The sequence below is a fragment of the Kitasatospora sp. NPDC054939 genome, from assembly GCF_053610105.1.
In genome coordinates this window covers 62,733-79,447 of record NZ_JBSGXP010000002.1, presented here as the reverse complement: position 1 = coordinate 79,447, position 16,715 = coordinate 62,733, and the positions used below count along the sequence as shown (strand labels likewise).

Annotated in this window: 14 protein-coding genes and 1 riboswitch; of the genes, 8 read left to right on the top strand and 6 right to left on the bottom strand. The window is 75.4% G+C overall.

Features of this window, described 5'->3' with window-relative positions:
* Positions 1-34 precede the first annotated feature (34 nt).
* Complete coding sequence (locus ACWGB8_RS01105; protein ID WP_452208951.1) at positions 35-700, bottom strand: class I SAM-dependent methyltransferase; 666 nt, start codon at positions 698-700, stop codon at positions 35-37.
* Positions 701-774: 74 nt separating this feature from the next.
* On the opposite strand from ACWGB8_RS01105, the gene ACWGB8_RS01100 reads away from it, so the two are divergent.
* Positions 775-1,710, top strand: coding sequence for an aminoglycoside phosphotransferase family protein (locus tag ACWGB8_RS01100; RefSeq protein ID WP_452208949.1), 936 nt, complete (start codon positions 775-777; stop codon positions 1,708-1,710).
* Between the two features lie 13 nt (positions 1,711-1,723).
* Here ACWGB8_RS01100 and ACWGB8_RS01095 read toward each other — a convergent pair whose 3' ends face one another.
* Together ACWGB8_RS01095 and ACWGB8_RS01090 are read right to left on the bottom strand one after the other, a co-directional pair.
* The gene (locus ACWGB8_RS01095; protein ID WP_452208948.1) at positions 1,724-2,323 is read right to left on the bottom strand and encodes a DUF4240 domain-containing protein; all 600 of its coding nucleotides are present in this window, start codon (positions 2,321-2,323) and stop codon (positions 1,724-1,726) included.
* Positions 2,324-2,371: 48 nt separating this feature from the next.
* Entirely contained in the window at positions 2,372-3,454 is a 1,083-nt protein-coding gene (locus ACWGB8_RS01090) for a Scr1 family TA system antitoxin-like transcriptional regulator (RefSeq protein ID WP_452208946.1), read from the bottom strand.
* A 144-nt stretch (positions 3,455-3,598) separates the two neighbouring features.
* Between ACWGB8_RS01090 and ACWGB8_RS01085 the strand changes: the two genes are divergently transcribed.
* Both ACWGB8_RS01085 and ACWGB8_RS01080 read left to right on the top strand, forming a co-directional pair.
* Entirely contained in the window at positions 3,599-3,820 is a 222-nt protein-coding gene (locus tag ACWGB8_RS01085) for a hypothetical protein (protein ID WP_452208944.1), read from the top strand.
* 68 nt (positions 3,821-3,888) lie between these two features.
* A complete protein-coding gene (locus ACWGB8_RS01080) occupies positions 3,889-4,053 on the top strand; it encodes a hypothetical protein (protein ID WP_452208943.1) in 165 nt (54 codons plus the stop codon).
* A gap of 166 nt (positions 4,054-4,219) precedes the next feature.
* On the opposite strand, the gene ACWGB8_RS01075 is transcribed toward ACWGB8_RS01080, so the two are convergent.
* Positions 4,220-5,647 carry an MFS transporter gene (locus ACWGB8_RS01075; RefSeq protein WP_452208941.1) on the bottom strand — a complete coding sequence of 476 codons (1,428 nt, stop codon included), beginning with the start codon at positions 5,645-5,647 and terminating at the stop codon, positions 4,220-4,222.
* A gap of 292 nt (positions 5,648-5,939) precedes the next feature.
* Between ACWGB8_RS01075 and ACWGB8_RS01070 the strand changes: the two genes are divergently transcribed.
* Complete coding sequence (locus tag ACWGB8_RS01070) at positions 5,940-6,848, top strand: NADP-dependent oxidoreductase (protein WP_452208939.1); 909 nt, start codon at positions 5,940-5,942, stop codon at positions 6,846-6,848.
* A 90-nt stretch (positions 6,849-6,938) separates the two neighbouring features.
* Positions 6,939-7,703, top strand: coding sequence for a VOC family protein (locus ACWGB8_RS01065; RefSeq protein WP_452208937.1), 765 nt, complete (start codon positions 6,939-6,941; stop codon positions 7,701-7,703).
* Here ACWGB8_RS01065 and lnt read toward each other — a convergent pair.
* Positions 7,679-9,253 (bottom strand): apolipoprotein N-acyltransferase, encoded by a 1,575-nt coding sequence (gene lnt / locus ACWGB8_RS01060; RefSeq protein ID WP_452208935.1) that lies wholly within the window; start codon positions 9,251-9,253, stop codon positions 7,679-7,681. The two genes, ACWGB8_RS01065 and lnt, sit on opposite strands and share 25 nt — an antisense overlap.
* Positions 9,254-9,387: 134 nt before the next feature.
* Entirely contained in the window at positions 9,388-13,002 is a 3,615-nt protein-coding gene (cobN, locus tag ACWGB8_RS01055; RefSeq protein ID WP_452208933.1) for a cobaltochelatase subunit CobN, read from the bottom strand.
* A gap of 107 nt (positions 13,003-13,109) precedes the next feature.
* Positions 13,110-13,195: riboswitch (cobalamin riboswitch) on the bottom strand.
* Positions 13,196-13,349: 154 nt separating this feature from the next.
* On the opposite strand from cobN, the gene ACWGB8_RS01050 reads away from it, so the two are divergent.
* Genes ACWGB8_RS01050 through ACWGB8_RS01040 form a run of 3 tightly spaced genes read left to right on the top strand, consistent with a single transcriptional unit; the run spans position 13,350 to position 16,689 of the window.
* Entirely contained in the window at positions 13,350-14,546 is a 1,197-nt protein-coding gene (locus ACWGB8_RS01050) for a cobalamin biosynthesis protein CobG (RefSeq protein WP_452208932.1), read from the top strand.
* Positions 14,543-15,169 (top strand): precorrin-8X methylmutase, encoded by a 627-nt coding sequence (locus ACWGB8_RS01045; protein ID WP_452208930.1) that lies wholly within the window; start codon positions 14,543-14,545, stop codon positions 15,167-15,169. The genes ACWGB8_RS01050 and ACWGB8_RS01045 overlap by 4 nt, the downstream gene beginning before the upstream one ends.
* Positions 15,166-16,689 carry a precorrin-2 C(20)-methyltransferase gene (locus ACWGB8_RS01040; RefSeq protein ID WP_452208928.1) on the top strand — a complete coding sequence of 508 codons (1,524 nt, stop codon included), beginning with the start codon at positions 15,166-15,168 and terminating at the stop codon, positions 16,687-16,689. The genes ACWGB8_RS01045 and ACWGB8_RS01040 overlap by 4 nt, the downstream gene beginning before the upstream one ends.
* The last annotated feature ends 26 nt before the right edge of the window (positions 16,690-16,715 follow it).

Below are 16,715 nucleotides of genomic sequence, written 5' to 3'. Positions count from 1 at the left end.
GGAGGTGGTGCTGTCGGTCGTTCACGGATCGAGCCTAGGGTGCTGGAGGAGCGGCGGCCGTGGCGGGTTCGGCGCGGACCAGCAGGTAGGCGCGGCGGGTCGGTGCCTCCTCGGGGCCGGCGGCGCGTTCGAGGCGTGCTTCCGGGGCGAACCCGGCGGCCGTCAACTCCTGTTCGACATGCGCTGCTTCGAGGAACTGGAAGTCGACGTCCACCGAGTGCCCCCACCACTCGTCGAGGTGCCGGACCTCCGTGCCGAGGTGGAAGGCCACCAGGGCCCGCCCGCCGGGCCGCAGGACGCGCCGCAGTTCGGCGAACGCCCGGCCGAGGTCGGCGGGGCGCAGGTGGATCACCGAGTAGAGGACCACCGCGGCGCCGAACTCGCGGTCCTCGGCGGGCAGTTCCAGCAGGTCGCCGACCCGGAACTCGGCCTCCGGGTTCGCCTTGCGGGCCACCTCGACCATCCCGGGGGAGAGGTCCACCCCGACCACGCGGGCACCGCGCGCGGTCAGCCACCCGGCCACGTGCCCCGGCCCGCAGCCGAGGTCGGCGATCGGCGCGCCCGGTGCGGACTGTTCCAGCAGGGCGGCGAGCAGGGCGCGGTCCAGCGGCTTGTGGTCGAGTTCGCCCCCGATCCGGCGGTGGTACTCCTCGGCGACGGTGTCGTAGCTGCGGCGAATTCGTTCGTGCGGCGTCGGCATGGTTCGTAGGATCGCACGGACCGCCCGGGTGGGGTGCGGGTGGGGCAGGACAACGTCCTTAGGAGGAACGGGACATGGGTGGTTCGCCGGCGGTCGAGGTCCCCGACGCGCTGGCGGCGTCCTACGTGCGGGCGTTCGGGGAGGAGGGCGCGACCTGGCTCGCCGACCTGCCCGCGCTGGCGGCCGGCCTGCTGGAACGCTGGGGCCTGGAGCGGGACGGCGCGGCCGGGGCGGGGGAGGCCTCGCTGGTGCTGCCGGTCCGGCGGGCGGCGGACGGTCTGCGCGCTGTCCTGAAGCTGCAGGTGCCCCGGGCGGAGACAGCAGCCGCGCTGCTCGGGCTGCGCACCTGGAACGGCAACGGGGCCGTCCGGCTGCTCGACCACGACGAGGCGAGCAGCACCATGCTCCTCGAACGGCTGGAACGGCCCGACGGCGCCCGGACGCTCGCCTCGGTCGAGGACGACGACCGGGCGATGCGCATCCTCGCCGAACTCCAGGCCCGCCTGGTCGCGGTGCCCGCCCCGCCCGGCCTGCCCGGCCTCGGTGAGGTCGCGGCAGACATGGTGCAGCAGGTGCCGGAGGCCGTCGCCGCGCTCGCCGACCCGTCCGAGCGGCAGCTCCTCCACGGTTGGGCGGCGACGGTCGCGGACCTGGCCGGCGAACCCGGGGACCGGCTGCTGCACTGGGACCTGCACTACGACAACGTCCTCGCCGCCGAACGCGAACCCTGGCTCGCCATCGACCCCGAACCGCTCGCCGGCGACCCCGGATTCGACCTGTGGCCGGCCCTCGACAGCCGCTGGGACGCGGTGGTGGCGAAGGGCGACCCCGGGCGCACGGTGCGCCGCCGCTTCGACCTGCTCACCGACGTCCTCGGCCTGGACCGCGACCGGGCCGCCGGCTGGACCCTCGGCCGCCTGCTGCAGAACGCCCTGTGGGACATCGAGGACGGCGCGACCGCCCTCGCCCCGGCCGCCCTCACCGTGGCGCAGGCCCTGCGCCGCCGGTAGGGGGCCTCCAGGCTCAGCGGGTGGCGGCGGCCGGGAAGAGGGCGGTCAGGCGGGGGAGGCGGCGGGCGGCCTCGGCCGGGTCGCGGACGTCCCACCGCTCACCGGTGGGGTCGGCGTCGGGCATCGGCGAACCGTCGGGGTGCCAGTCGTCGACCGCGTCGTAGAAGGCGTCGCCCTCGTCGTCCGCGCCGGTCAGGCCGTCGTGGACCTCCTGGGCCAGGTAGTCGAGCTCCTCCCACTCCGGCCACTCCACCGACTCGCACCAGGACGACATCGGACGCCCGACCAACTGCCGGATCCCCGGCAGCTCGGCCAGCGAGTCGGGGTCGGCGAGCGCCGCCTCGTACGCCGCCCGGCCGCAGCCGACCAGCCAGAGCCGGAAGTAGCAGAACCCGTCGTCCGAGCAGTAGCCGCCCATGATCCGGTCCGCGGCCGCCCACAGCTCCCAGGAGTACGCGCGGTCGGTCGTCTCCTCCAGCCACCCGTGGAACGCGACGAGGTCGGCCGGCCGCTGCTCCCGCAGCTCCTGGCGCAGCCAGTCGAGCCGGTCGTCGGGCAGTGCGGCGTGTCGGCGGGAGGTTTCGATGAGGGTCCAGAAGGCGTCGATGCGCATGGGAACCACTCTGCCAGGTGCCTCTGACAACGCGGTCACGGCCCCTGATCAGGGGTGGAGGTACTGCTCGCCCTGGCTGAACTCGCCGGAGACGACCGCTTGCCGGAAGGCGGCGAACGCCTCGGTGGAGAAGAGGAGGTTCGGCCCGTCGGGGTCCTTGCTGTCGCGGACGGGGACCTGGTCGAGCGAGAGGAGGTCGGTGGAGACCTCGATGCAGCCGCCGTTGCCGCCGCCCGAGTGGGTCGACTTGAACCAGGAGATGGTCGCCGGGTCCGTGGGCTGCGGGTTCATGTTGACCATCTCTTTCAGGATGTGCTGAATCATGAAGCGGGAGTCACGCACTGTCAGGGCATGGGACCGGATGCGATCATAGTGATCGTTCTGCTGCATGAGTTCGAGCGGATCGTCGGTGCAGAATCCGCGATCCAGGCTCTCCGTGTAGAACCAGCGGTTGTGTTTCGGCAGGTCGAGGAACGTCATCAGGTTGCCGGGTGCCATCACACCGGCGTCGCGCGGCACGACCTGGAGGGTGATGTTCGGCCGCCGCGAGAGCTCCAGCAGGTGGCGCAGCTGGTCCGTCATGACGTGGTGGTCGCCGATCACGCGCCAGAGGACTCCCTCGTCCATCACCACGCTGAGCCGCAGCGGTTTGGCATCGAACAGCCGGCGCTGGCGACTCAGCCGGGCCTCGGTCAGTTCGTCGACCCGGTCCGGAGGCTCGCCGAAGGTCCGGAAGACGGCTCGGGCGTACTCCTCGGTCTGGAGCAGTCCGGACAGGTAGAACGGATGCCACTCGCGCAGGGTGGCGGCCTTGCCCTCCAGCTCGACGTACTGCCGGAACCAACTGGGATGGTAGTCCGAGACGTTCTGCTTCAGATATGCGAGCTGCCGTTCCAGGACACCGCCCGTTGCGAGCAGCTCGTCGAGCTGTCGGACGAACTGCTCCTTCGGTCGGCGCCGCGCGGTCTCCAACTGGCTGATGTAGGAGGGGTCGCAGTGCATCAACTTGGCCAGATCGCTCTGCAGCATGCCGCGGACGGTCGAGCGCCAGTGGAACAGCTCCGCGCCCCAGATCTCGGCCGGGGTGGAGGGGTTGTCGTTAGCCTGCCGCTGCTGCTTGCGTGCCGCCATGCTGTGCTCCCGAGCTGCCTTACAGCCGTGTGGTGTCCAGCGGAAACCCTTGGTGACCGCGGGTACTCAGCGTGACACTGGGTGTGCGGAGGGATCAACTCGTTCCCCGTTCCCGCCCCCTCGCCGCATGCCCGGAGGTATCCTTTGCTGCCCGAATCCGACTCCGCCCTCCCGCCCGCCGCCAGACGGCGGCCGATCGTCGGCGAACTGGTCCGTGATCTCCGGGCCGACGGCTACACGACCCCGTTGGTGGTCACCGAGGTCGGGCACGGCATGGCGACGCTCCGGATGCACGGCGTCGACGCGGCCGACGGCACCGCGGGGAAGGCCGCCCGCTACTTCGACGAGCTGGAGCCGTGGTGCTGATGACTGCTCCGCCGCCGTTTCCGGCTCCCGGGGACCACGTCGTCTACCGTGGCCGCACCATGGAGGTGATGGACGAGCCGCAGGCCGGTCTGGTCCCGCTGCGGCCGCTGCGCGGCGGGGTCGAGGTGTTCGTCCGACCGGAGGAGTTGGCGCCGGCCGGCACGGCGACCCGCCTGCGGGCCGGGATGCAGCAGCTGCGGGCCGCGCAGCGCGTCCGCCGCGCCGGTGCCTGAGCCCGCGCGGCACCGCCACCTGCCGCGACACTGCTCGCCGCATCCCGTCCGTACGGTTCTGGCGTGCACCCTCACCGGTGCCGCCCTGTTCCTGGCGCTGGCCGTCACGGTCCTCCACCGGACCTGACGGCCCCGCGCCCGCCCCCGCCTACGGCCCCCCGCCCCGCTACGCGCGCTCCGCCGGCTGCGCGGTGCGGGCGACGCCGAGCAGCAGCAGTCCGCAGGCCGCGACCAGTACCCACCCCGGCCGCGAGGCCTCGGCGAGGTCCGCCGGGCCGGTGGCGGCGACGAGGCCGCCGGCGACGGCGATGCCGATGGCGGCGCCGAGTTGGCGGGCGGTGGAGGTGATGGCGCCGGCGACTCCGGCGCGGGACTGCGGCAGGCCGCCGACGGCGGTGTTGGTGATCGGGGCGTTGGCGAAGCCGAACCCGATGCCGATGAGCAGGTACGCCACCAGCAGCAGGGCGATGCTGCTGTCCTGGTGCAGGCCGACGAGGCAGAGCCCGCCGGCGGTGGTGAGAAGGCCGGCCAGGGTGAGCGGGAGGCGGGGGCCGGTCCGGCCGACCAGGATGCCGGACAGTGGGGCGAACACGGTGGCGCCGAGCGCCATGGGCAGGGTCGCGAGGCCGGTGGCGAGTGGTGTCCAGCCCCGACTCTGCTGCAGGTACAGGGTGTTGAGCAGGAGCGTGACGTTGAGGGCGACGAAGACGGCGACCGCGCCGAGCGCCGCACCGCCGAAGGCCGGGCGCCGGAACAGCCCGAGGTCCATCAGCGGTTCGTCGCGGCGGGCCTCGACCCGGACGAACGCGGCGGTCGCGAGGACGGCGACGGTGTAGAGGGCGAGGGCGGCGGGGGAGGTCCAGCCGAGGTGCGGGCCCTCGATCAGGGCGCCGACGGAGGCGCCGACGACGACGGTCAGCAGGGCCTGGCCGGGGAGGTCGAGGCGGCGGGCCCGCGGGGCGCGGGACTCGGGGACGTAGACGGCGGCGAGCGCGAGGGCGACCAGGACGACCGGCACGTTGATCCAGAACACCCACCGCCAGCCGAACGCCCCGATGAGCGCGCCGCCGGTGAGCGGTCCGGCGGCCATGCTGAGGCCGAACACGGACGCCCAGACGCCGATCGCCCGGGCCCGCTCCTTCGGGTCGGGCATCGCGTTCACCACGATGGCCAGGGCGACGGGGCTGAGCATGCAGGCGCCGACGCCCTGGAGGGCCCGGGCGGCGATGAGTGCGCCGACCGTCGGGGCGAGCGCGCAGAGCACGGAGGCGGCACCGAAGACGACCAGGCCGAGCCGGAACACCCGCCGCCGACCGAACCGGTCGGCCAGCGCGCCGGCGGAGATGAGCAGGGCGGCGAGGACCAGGGTGTAGGCGTCGACGGTCCATTCGAGACCGCGGGTGCCGACGCCGAGGCCCTCGCCGATTGCGGGCAGGCCGATGTTGACGATGGTGGTGTCGAGGCCGACCAGGAACATGCTCAGGCAGCAGACGGCGAGGACCGTCCAGCGCCGGCGGGCGCTCAGCGGGGGCCGGTCGGGCGGGGCGCCCGCCGGAGCGGGTGGTGCGGTGGCGGCTGCTGCTGGGACGGTCACGGTCTGCCTCCCGGGTACGGGGCCGGTGCGCCGGGCGGGTGCCCGGCCGGCTGGTGTGCCCAGCCTCGGGCCGGTTTGCCACCGCGGCCCAGCAGCTTTGCGGGAACGGCAAAGAGCATGCCGGCGTGCCCGAGCCGCACCCCCCACCCGGCAGGCCCGCCCCGCCCGCCCCGCACCGATCCCGTCCGCCCCGTTCGGCGCAGCAGCGGACGGCCGACGGCGCGGGCGGGCCGCATGCTGGGCCGGGGGCGGTCGGCCCGGCCAGGGCCCTGACGAGGGAGTGCGATCAACGATGTCCAGGGCGTTCGGGTTCGTCGACTACGGCGGGCCGGAGAACCAGGAGTTCCTGGACCGGCCGACGCCGGAACCGGGGCCGGGGCAGCTGCGGATCGCCGTACGGGCGGCCGGGGTGAACCCCTTCGACTGGAAGGTCCGCCGCGGGCTGGCGGGCCGGGGCCGGGAACTGCCGGCCGTGCTGGGTTCCGAGGCGGCCGGGGTCGTCGAGCAGGTCGGGCCGGGCGTGGACGGCTTCACCCCGGGTGACGAGGTGTTCGGCATCACCGTCGACGGCGCGTGGGCCGAGCAGGCGCTGCTGGTCGCCCGGCTCAGCGCGCTCAAGCCCGAGGGAATCGGCTTCGAGCAGGCCGCCGCGCTGCCGGTGGCGGCGAGCACGGCGGACGACGCGGTGCGCGGTGTGGGCCTGGGCGCCGGGCAGACCCTGCTGATCCTGGGGATCTCCGGCGGCGTGGGCAGCGCGGCCGCGCAGATCGCCCGCAGTCGCGGGATCCGGGTGGTCGGGACGGCGAGCGATGCGAACCGGGCCTTCGTGGAGTCGCTGGGTGCGGTGCAGGTGCCGTACGGCGACGGGGTCGAGGACCGGATCCGCAAGGCGGCGCCGGACGGGGTGGACGGCCTGCTCGACCTGGTCGGCGGCCACGACCTGCGGGCCGCGGCGAAGGTGCTCACCGACCGTTCCCGGCTGGTCAGCACGGTCGACCCGCCGACCGCGGCCGAGCTGGGGGGCCGGCAGATCACCCGGTCGACGACCTCGCAGAGCCTGGCCGTACTGGCTGGACTGGTCGCGGCGGGCGAACTGGACCCGCACATCACCGCCCGCTTCCCGCTGGAGCACGCGGCGGAGGCGATGGCGCTGATCGAGTCGGGCCACACCCGCGGCAAGCTCGTCCTGGACATCGCCTGAGGCCGAGCACCCGCGCACCCCGGCACCCGCGCACCCCGGCACCGGCGCGTCCGCGGACGACGCACCCCACCTCGCCTGAAGGGGCACACCATGAAGTTCGACGACCTGAGGACCGGCGGGCCCTGCTGGGTGGAGCTGGGCAGCACCGACCCGGAGGGGGCCCGGCGGTTCTACGGCGAGCTGTTCGCCTGGCGGCGCGACCCCGACGAGCGGGCCGAGGCCGGCGGCTACACCTTCATGCGGCTGGGCGAGGACCTGGCGGCGGCGATCACGCCGCTGATGGAGCCGGAGCAGCCGACGGCGTGGACGGTGTCCTTCGCGGTGGACGACGCCGACGCGGGCGCGGCCCGGGTGACCGCGGCGGGCGGGCGGCTGCTGGTGGAGCCGATGGAGGCGCTGGAGTGGGGGCGCTTCGCGATCGCGGCGGATCCGAGCGGTGCGGTGTTCGCGCTCTGGCAGGGCCGGTCGCTGGCCGGGGCCGGGGTGTTCAACGCGCCGGGCGCGCTCGGCTGGGTGGAGCTGCTCACCCGTGACCCGGAGGGCGCCAAGGCGTTCTACCCGGCGGTCCTGGGCTGGACGGTGAACCCGTCCGAGGGCTACACCCAGTGGGGGCTGGCGGGGCTGGACTTCGGCGGCATGCTGGCGATGGACGACCGCTTCCCGCCGCAGGTGCCGCCGCACTGGCTGCCGTACTTCGCGGTGGCGGACGTCGACGTGGCGGCGTTCCGGGCCGGGAACCTCGGCGCGGACGTGCTGATGCCGCCGACGGACGTGCCGAGCGGGCCGCGGGTCGCGGTGCTGCGCGATCCGCAGGGCGCGGCGTTCGGGATCTACCTGGCGGGCCGCGAGGGCTGATCGGCCGCCTGTGAGGACGCGCCGGCCGCCCGTACCGCGGCCGCCCGTACCGCGGCCGGCCGGCGCCGCCGCAGGTCGGCCGCGGCCGCGCCCGCGGTGACGGCCAGTGCGGCGAACGGCACGACGTCACCGAGGCGGTCGTACCAGGTGGCGGCGCCCGGGGCGGTCAGCGGCAGCCGGACGACCAGGGTGCCGGCCCGGTCGGTGCCGAGCCGGGCGAGTTCGCGGCCCTGCGGGTCGAAGGCGGCGGAGACCCCGGTGAGCGCGGCCTGCACGGCGGGGCGGCCGGTCTCGGCGGCGCGCAGGGCGGCCAGCGAGGCGTGCTGCTCGGGGGCCCAGGTGGCCTGGAAGGTCGAGGTCGAGGACTGGTAGACGAGGATCCGGGCGCCCTCGCGGGCGGCGGTGCGGGCCATGTCGGGGAAGGTCGACTCGAAGCAGATCAGGGTGCCGACGGGCAGCGGGTCGCCGCTGCGGTCCTCGGCCGGCAGCGGGTGGAACTCGGTTCCCGGCAGCCGGTTCTCGCCCGCGGCGCGGGAGATGCCGGCGAGCCAGCCGAGCACCGGGCGCAGCGGGATGTACTCGCCGAACGGGACGAGCCGGATCTTGCGGTAACGGTCGAGGATGCCGTCCGGGCCGATCAGCACGGCGTCCTTGGAGATCCGGCCGTCGGCGGTGCGGGCGTCCTCGTTGATGAGCAGCTGGGCGCCGGTGGCGGCGGAGAGGGCGCGCAGCCGGTCCAGGACGGCGGTGTCGCGCTGCAGGTCGGTGGTGGTGCTGCTCTCGCCCCAGACGATCAGGTCGACGGGCCGGCCGGCGAGGGCGGCGGTGGCGTCCGCGCCGGCGTCGAAGCGGGCCTGCGGATCGTCGACCACCCCGGCCTGGACGAGCGCGACGGTGCGGTGGCCGACCGGGGTGGGCTGGGTGCGCAGCGCGAACAGCAGCGGGCCGCTGAGCAGCAGCAGGACGGCGGCGCCGGCGGCGAGGGCGCGCGGGCGGTGTTCGGCGGTGGTGAGGGCGATCAGGACGGCGGTGTTGACGGCGGCCACGACGGCGCTGACCAGCCAGACGCCGCCGACCGAGGCGAGCGCCAGCACCGCGGGGTGCTGCCACTGGGTGGCGCCGAGCAGCGCCCAGGGGCCGCCGAGCGCCGGCCAGGAGCGGGCGTACTCGGTGGTCACCCAGACGGCGGGGACGACCAGCAGGGCGGCGGCGGCCCGGCGGGCGGTCGGCGGGCGGTGCAGCAGCCGCCAGACGGCGTACCCGAGGCCGGTCTGCAGGGCGCCGAAGACCAGGGCGAGCGGCAGCAGTCCGGGGCCGATCGAGGGCACCAGCCAGTACATGGCGACGAGGATGAAGCCGGAGCCGAACCACCAGCCGCGGACGGCGGCCTCCCGGGCGCTCGGCGCGCGCTGCATCAGCAGCAGTCCGGGGACCAGGGCGGCCCAGGCGAGCCAGGACAGGCCGGGGGCCGGGAAGGCGAGCACCGGGAGGGCCCCGGCCCCGAGGGCGGCGTACCGGGCGGGCTGGCTGAGGGCGCGTCGGAGTGGCACCTTCCGATTGTCCGCTCCGGGGCGCGGCGGGGCCAGGCTGCGCGCCGGGGAAGATCGACTCCCCCGGCGCGCACCCCCCGGCGCGTACCGTCGGGCGCACCCCCCCCCGGCGCGCACCCACCGCCCGCCGGGGGTCAGCCCTCGTCGCCCTCCAGGTCGCCCTCGGTCTCCAGGAACGCCTGCTGCAACTGCTCGATCAGCTCCGGGTCGGGCTTCTCCCACAGTCCGCGCGAGGCCGCCTCCAGCAGGCGCTCGCTGATGCCGTGCAGCGCCCACGGGTTGGCACCGGCCAGGAACTCCCGGTTGACCGGGTCGAGCACGTACTCCTGGGTCAGCTTCTCGTACATCCAGTCCGCGACCACGCCGGTGGTGGCGTCGTAGCCGAACAGGTAGTCGACCGTCGCCGCCATCTCGAAGGCGCCCTTGTAGCCGTGCCGGCGCATCGCCTCGATCCAGCGCGGGTTGACCACCCGGGCGCGGAAGACCCGGGCCGCCTCCTCGGTCAGGGTGCGGGTCCGGACGGTCTCCGGGCGGGTCGAGTCGCCGATGTACGCGGTCGGCGACTTGCCGGTGAGCGCGCGGACGGTGGCGACCATGCCGCCGTGGTACTGGAAGTAGTCGTCCGAGTCGGCGATGTCGTGCTCGCGGGTGTCGGTGTTCTTCGCGGCGACGGTGATCCGCTTGTAGGCGGTCTCCATCTCCTCGCGCGCCGGGCGCCCGTCCAGCCCGCGGCCGTACGCGTAGCCGCCCCAGACCGTGTACACCTCGGCCAGGTCGGCGTCGGTGCGCCAGTCCCGGCTGTCGATCAGTTGGAGCAGGCCGGCCCCGTACGTGCCCGGGCGGGAGCCGAAGACGCGCACGGTGGCCTTGCGCTCGTCGCCGTGGACGGCCAGGTCGGCCTGGACGTGGGCGCGGACGAAGTTCTGCTCGGCCGGCTCCTCCTGGGCGGCGGCCAGGCGCACCGCGTCGTCCAGCAGCGCGACCACGTGCGGGAAGGCGTCCCGGAAGAAGCCGGAGATCCGCAGCGTGACGTCGATGCGCGGGCGGCCCAGCTCGGCCGCGGGGATCGCCTCCAGGCCGGTGACCCGGCGCGAGGCGTCGTCCCAGACCGGCCGGACGCCCAGCAGGGCGAAGGCCTCGGCGATGTCGTCGCCGGCCGTGCGCATCGCGCTGGTGCCCCACAGCGAGAGGCCCACCGAGGGCGGGTAGGCGCCGTCGTTGTCGGCCGTGTACCGCTCGACCAGCGAGGCGGCGAGCGCCTGGCCGGTCTCCCAGGCGAGCTTGCTCGGGACGGCCTTCGGGTCGACCGAGTAGAAGTTGCGGCCGGTCGGCAGCACGTTGACCAGCCCGCGCAGCGGCGAACCGGACGGCCCGGCCGGGACGAACCCGCCCTGCAGCGCGTGCAGTACGGCGTCCAGCTCGTCGGTGGTCGCGGACAGCCGCGGCACCACCTGGGTCGCGGCGAAGGCCAGCACCTCGGCGACGGCGTCGGGCAGGCCGGCGGCCACCTCCGCCACCGCGTCGGGCGCCCAGTCGGCCGCCTCCATCGCCTCCACCAGGGCGCGGGCCTGCGCCTCGGCGGCGTCGGTGGCGCCCAGGGTCAGCGCGGCCTCGTCCAGGCCGAGCGCCTCGCGCAGGCCGGGCAGGGCGCTGACCCCGCCCCAGATCTGGCGGGCCCGCAGGATCGCCAGCACGATGTTGACCCGGTCGGTGCCCGCCGGCGCCTGGCCGAGGACGTGCAGGCCGTCGCGGATCTGGGCGTCCTTGACCTCGCACAGCCAGCCGTCGACGTGCAGCAGGAAGTCGTCGAAGCCGTCGTCCTCGGGCCGCTCGTCGAGGCCGAGGTCGTGGTCCAGCTTGGCGGCCTGGATGAGCGTCCAGATCTGGGCGCGGATCGCCGGCAGCTTGGCCGGGTCCATCGCGGCGATGTTGGAGTGCTCGTCGAGCAGCTGCTCCAGGCGCGCGATGTCGCCGTACGAGTCGGCGCGGGCCATCGGCGGCACCAGGTGGTCGACCAGGGTGGCGTGGGCGCGGCGCTTGGCCTGGGTGCCCTCGCCCGGGTCGTTGACCAGGAACGGGTAGACCAGCGGCAGGTCGCCGAGGACGGCGTCCGGACCGCACTCGGCGGACAGCGCGGCGGTCTTGCCCGGCAGCCACTCCAGGTTGCCGTGCTTGCCGAGGTGGATGACGGCGTGGGCCCCGAAGCCGCCGTCCTCCTGCGCCGCCTCGATCCAGCGGTAGGCGGCCAGGTAGTGGTGGGACGGCGGGAGGTCCGGGTCGTGGTAGATCGCCACCGGGTTCTCGCCGAAGCCGCGCGGCGGCTGGATCAGCACCAGCAGGTTGCCGGAGCGGATCGCGGCCAGCACGATGTCGCCGTCCGGGTTCTGCGAGCGGTCCACGTACAGCTCGCCGGGCGCCGGGCCCCAGTGCTCCTCGACCTGCTCGCGCAGGCCCTGCGGCAGCCGGGCGTACCAGCGGCGGTAGTCGGCGGCGGGGATGCGCACCGGGTTGCGGGCGAGCTGGTCCTCGGTCAGCCAGTCCTGGTCGTAGCCGCCGGCCGCGATCAGCGCGTGGATCAGCGCGTCGCCCTCGTGGCCGTCGTCCTCGCCGCCGTCCAGGCCGGGCAGCCCGGTGCCCAGGTCCATGCCCTCGGCGCGCAGCCGCTCCAGCAGCCGCACCGCACTGGCCGGGGTGTCCAGGCCGACCGCGTTGCCGACCCGGGCGTGCTTGGTCGGGTACGCGGACAGCACCAGGGCGAGCCGGCGCTCGGCGGCCGGGACGTGCCGCAGCCGGGCGTGCCGCACGGCCACCCCGGCGACCCGGGCGGCGCGCTCCGGGTCCGCCGCGTAGACGGTCAGACCGTCCTCGTCCAGCTCCTTGAAGGAGAACGGGACGGTGATCAGCCGGCCGTCGAACTCCGGCACCGCGATCTGGGTGGCGGTGTCCAGCGGCGACAGGCCGTCGTCGCTCGCCTCCCACTGGGCGCGCGACCAGGTCAGGCAGAGCGCCTGGAGGATCGGGCGGTCCAGGGCGGCCAGCGCACCCGCGTCCCAGGCCTCCTCGTCGCCGCCGGCCTGCGCGTCGGCCGGACGGGTGCCGCCCGCGGCGAGCACCGTCGTCACGATCGCGTCCGCCTCGCCCAGCGCGGCCAGCAGCTCCGGCTCGGCGCCGCGCAGCGAGGCGCAGTAGTACGCCCGCGCCCGGGCGCCCTGCTCCTCGATCGCCCGGCAGAGGGTCTCCACGAACGCGGTGTTGCCGCTCATGTGGTGGGCGCGGTAGTAGAGCACCGCCACGGTCGGGCCGTCGCCCGGGCGCTCCGCGCGCTCCAGCGGACCCCAGGCCGGGGCCGAGGCCGGCGGCGCGAAGCCGTGGCCGGTCAGCAGCACCGTGTCGGACAGGAAGGCGCCCAGCTCGGCCAGGTTGGCCGCACCGCCGTGCGCCAGGTAGGCGTGCGCCTCGGCGGCGATGCCGGCCGGGACGGTGGACAGCTCCATCAACTGGGCGTCCGGGGCCTGCTCGCCCGTCAGCACCACGACCGGGCGGGGCCCGGCGAGCAGCGCGTCCAGGCCCTCCTGCCAGGCGCGGCGGCCACCGAGCAGGCGCACCACGACCAGGTCGGTGCCCTCCAGCAGGTCGGGCAGCTCCCCGGCCGTCAGGCGGGCCGGGTTGCCGAGGCGGTAGCGGACCGGCCCCTCGGACGCGCGGGCACTGAGCAGGTCGGTGTCGGACGTCGAAAGCAGCAGAATCATGCGAAGGCCCTCCCGGCCTCGTCGGCGGGCATGGGCACGGGCATGCGGCAGCGCATGGCTTCAAGCCTTCCTCGGGGTCCGCGCCCCGGGCCGGTGGAGGACGGCAGGAGTTCCTGGCTCCCACGGCGCCGACCGGATCGACCGGGCCGTGATGACAGTGGCGGGACCGCACCGGGTTCGCACCGGTTTCCTCCCCTGCGCCGTCGCTGGCGTCGGGCGCTCCCGCGGGACCGCCCGGCAGCATCGTACGGGGTACGGCTGACCTGGGGGAGAGCGGCCGAGGGTGTGATCCAGGCCCCGCCCGCCGAGCAGGGGCAAGCGATCGGATCATCGGTATGCTCGCCGCCATGCCACCGACACCCGACGCCGCAGCGCCGGGCGCCGCCCTGCCCGACCGCAGCCGCGCGGACGCCTGCCCGGGGGCCCTGCGTCTGCACCCCGCCGACGACGGCGCCCTCGCCCGGGTCCGCCTGCCCGGCGGCCTGCTGACGGTCCGTCAGGCCCTCGCGCTGGCCGACGCCGCCGAGGAACTCGGCGACGGCGGACTGGAACTGACCTCGCGCGGCAACGTCCAACTGCGCGGCCTCGCCGCCGACTGCGGCCGGGAGCTCGGAGAGCACCTGCGCGCCGCCGGACTGCTCCCCTCCGACACCCACGAGCGGGTGCGCAACATCGTCGCCTCGCCCGCCCCCTCCGGCGGCCACGCCGACGTCCGCGCCTGGGCGCGCGCCCTCGACGCCGCCCTCTGCGCCGCCCCCTGGGCCGCCGCGCTCTCCGGCAAGTTCCTCTTCGCCCTCGACGACGGCCGCGGCGACGTCGCCGCCCTCGACGCCGATGTGACATTGATCGCAGGCCCGGACGGCACCGCCCTGCTGCGCCTCGGCCGGGCCGCCACCGCCCGCGCCGTCCCCCACCCGGAGGCCGTGGCCGCCGCCGTCGACGCCGCCCGCGGCTTCCTCGACGCGCAGCGCGCCGCCGGCGTCCGCGCCTGGCACCTGCGCGAGGCCCCCGACCTGCTGGCGCCAGGCGACAGGCCGCTGCCCCCCGCCCCCGGCACGCCCGTCCCGCTCGGCGCACTCGACGGCGGACTCTGCGTCGGCCTGCGCTTCGGCCGGGCCCGCGCCGACCAGTGGCGGGAACTCGCCGGCGCCGCCGCGGGCGAACTGCGGCTCACCCCCTGGCGCAGCGCCGTGCTGCCCGGCGCCGACCCCGCACGGCTGCCCGCGCTCGCCGCGGCCGGCCTGCGCACCGCCGCCGGCACCCCCTGGGACCGCGCCACCGCCTGCACCGGCCTGCCCGGCTGCGGCAAGTCCCGCGCCGACGTCCGCACGGACGCGGCGCGGGCCCTCGACCTCCCGGTCACCGGCGGCCTGCCGGTGCACTGGTCCGGCTGCGAGCGGCGCTGCGGCCACCCCGCCGGACGGTGGGTGGACGTGCTGGCGACCGGGCAGGGGTACCGGGTGGCGGTGGACGGCACCGCCGTCGACGTGACGGACGAACAGATGGCCGAGGCGGTCGCCGAGGCCCGGAGGACCACGAAGTGATCGAGTACGAGAAGGACGGCGCGGCCATCTACCGCCAGTCCTTTGCCACCATCCGGGCCGAGTCCGACCTGGCCGGCCTGCCGACCGACGTCGCCCGGGTCGCGGTGCGGATGATCCACGCCTGCGGCATGACCGACCTCGTCGAGGACCTGGTGTACTCGCCCGGCGTGGTCGCCTCCGCGCGCCGCGCCCTCGACGCCGGCGCGCCCGTCCTCTGCGACGTCAACATGGTCGCCAGCGGTGTCACCCGCAAGCGGCTGCCCGCCGACAACGAGGTGATCTGCACCCTCACCGACCCCGCCGTCCCGGAACTCGCCCGGAAGATGGGCAACACCCGCAGCGCCGCCGCCATGGAGCTCTGGCTGCCCCGGCTGGAGGGCGCCGTCGTCGCCGTCGGCAACGCGCCCACCTCGCTGTTCCGGCTGCTCGAAATGATCGAGGCGGGCGCCCCCCGCCCCGCCGCCGTCATCGGCGTCCCGGTCGGCTTCATCGGCGCCGCGGAGTCCAAGGAAGCCCTCGCCGAACACCCCGCCGGCCTGGAGCACCTGGTGATCCGCGGCCGGCGCGGCGGCAGCGCCATGGCCGCCGCCGCCGTCAACGCGATTGCGAGTGAAGAAGAGTGAGCGCGCCCCAGCACCCCACCGGCCGGCTGTACGGCGTCGGGCTCGGCCCCGGCGACCCGTCCCTGCTCACCGTCCGCGCCGCCGAACTCATCGGCAAGGCCGACGTGGTGGCCTACCACAGCGCCCGGCACGGCCGCTCCATCGCCCGCTCCATCGCCGAGCGGTACCTCACCGGGAGCCAGATCGAGGAGAAGCTGGTCTACCCGATCACCGTCGAGACCACCGACCACCCCGGCGGCTACCGCGGCGCCCTCGACGACTTCTACGAGGAGGCGAGCGCCCGGCTCGCCGCCCACCTCGACGCCGGCCGCGACGTCGTCGTCCTCGCCGAGGGCGACCCGCTCTTCTACGGCTCCTACCAGCACATGCACAAGCGGCTCGCGCACCGCTACCCGACCGAGGTCGTCCCCGGCGTCACCTCCGTCAGCGCCGCCGCCGCCCGGCTCGGACAGCCGCTCACCGAGGCCGAGGAGACCCTGACGATCATCCCGGGCACCCTGCCCGAGGAGGAGCTCACCGCGCGGCTCGCCGCCGCCGACTCCGCCGTCGTCATGAAGCTCGGCCGCACCTTCCCCACCGTCCGCCGCGCCCTGGAGCGGGCCGGCCGGCTGGCCGACGCCCAGTACGTCGAACGGGCCTACATGGACGGCGAGCGCACCCGGCCGCTCGCCGAGGTCGACGCCGACACCGTGCCGTACTTCTCGGTCGCCGTCCTGCCCAGCAAGGTCGCCCCGCTGGAGGCCCCCGCCCCGGCCCCCGCGACCGACGGCCCCGGCAGCGTCACCGTCATCGGCACCGGCCCCGCCGGACCGCTCTGGCTCACCCCCGAGGCCCGCGGCGCCCTCGCCGCCGCCACCGACCTCGTCGGCTACACCACCTACCTCGACCGGGTGCCCGTCCGGCCCGGCCAGCAGCGGCACGGCTCCGACAACAAGGTCGAGTCCGAGCGCGCCGAGTTCGCCCTCGACCTCGCCCGGCGCGGCCACCGCGTCGCCGTCGTCTCCTCCGGCGACCCCGGCGTCTTCGCCATGGCCACCGCCGTCCTGGAGGTCGCCTGCGAGGAGGCGTACCGCGAGGTGCCGGTCCGGATCGTCCCCGGGATGACCGCCGCGCACGCCGCAGCCTCCCGGGCCGGCGCCCCGCTCGGCCACGACTACGCGGTCGTCTCGCTCTCCGACCGCCTCAAGCCCTGGGACGTCGTCGCCCAGCGGCTGCGGGCCGCCGCCGCGGCCGACCTCGTCCTCGCGCTCTACAACCCCGGCTCGCAGTCCCGCACCACCCAGGTCGGCCGCGCCAAGGACCTCCTGCTGGAGCACCGCGCCCCGGACACCCCGGTCGTGATGGCCCGCGACGTCGGGGGGCCCACCGAGCGCGTCCGCACCGTGCGCCTGGCCGACCTCGACCCCGCCCAGGTCGACATGCGCACCATCCTGCTCATCGGCTCCTCCCAGACCCGGCACGCCGAACGCGGCCCGAACCCCGACGTCGTCTGGACCCCGCGCCGCTACCCCGAAGCCTGACCCGCCGCCCCCGCCGGAGGCCGTCG

What these genes read in the sequence shown, in the direction of transcription:
- ACWGB8_RS01105 (WP_452208951.1), bottom strand. Translation starts at nt 700, where the DNA reads ATGCCGACGCCGCACGAACGAATTCGCCGCAGCTACGACACCGTCGCC.
- ACWGB8_RS01100 (WP_452208949.1), top strand. Translation starts at nt 775, where the DNA reads ATGGGTGGTTCGCCGGCGGTCGAGGTCCCCGACGCGCTGGCGGCGTCC.
- ACWGB8_RS01095 (WP_452208948.1), bottom strand. Translation starts at nt 2,323, where the DNA reads ATGCGCATCGACGCCTTCTGGACCCTCATCGAAACCTCCCGCCGACAC.
- ACWGB8_RS01090 (WP_452208946.1), bottom strand. Translation starts at nt 3,454, where the DNA reads ATGGCGGCACGCAAGCAGCAGCGGCAGGCTAACGACAACCCCTCCACC.
- ACWGB8_RS01080 (WP_452208943.1), top strand. Translation starts at nt 3,889, where the DNA reads ATGGACGAGCCGCAGGCCGGTCTGGTCCCGCTGCGGCCGCTGCGCGGC.
- ACWGB8_RS01070 (WP_452208939.1), top strand. Translation starts at nt 5,940, where the DNA reads ATGTCCAGGGCGTTCGGGTTCGTCGACTACGGCGGGCCGGAGAACCAG.
- ACWGB8_RS01065 (WP_452208937.1), top strand. Translation starts at nt 6,939, where the DNA reads ATGAAGTTCGACGACCTGAGGACCGGCGGGCCCTGCTGGGTGGAGCTG.
- cobN (WP_452208933.1), bottom strand. Translation starts at nt 13,002, where the DNA reads ATGATTCTGCTGCTTTCGACGTCCGACACCGACCTGCTCAGTGCCCGC.
- ACWGB8_RS01050 (WP_452208932.1), top strand. Translation starts at nt 13,350, where the DNA reads ATGCCACCGACACCCGACGCCGCAGCGCCGGGCGCCGCCCTGCCCGAC.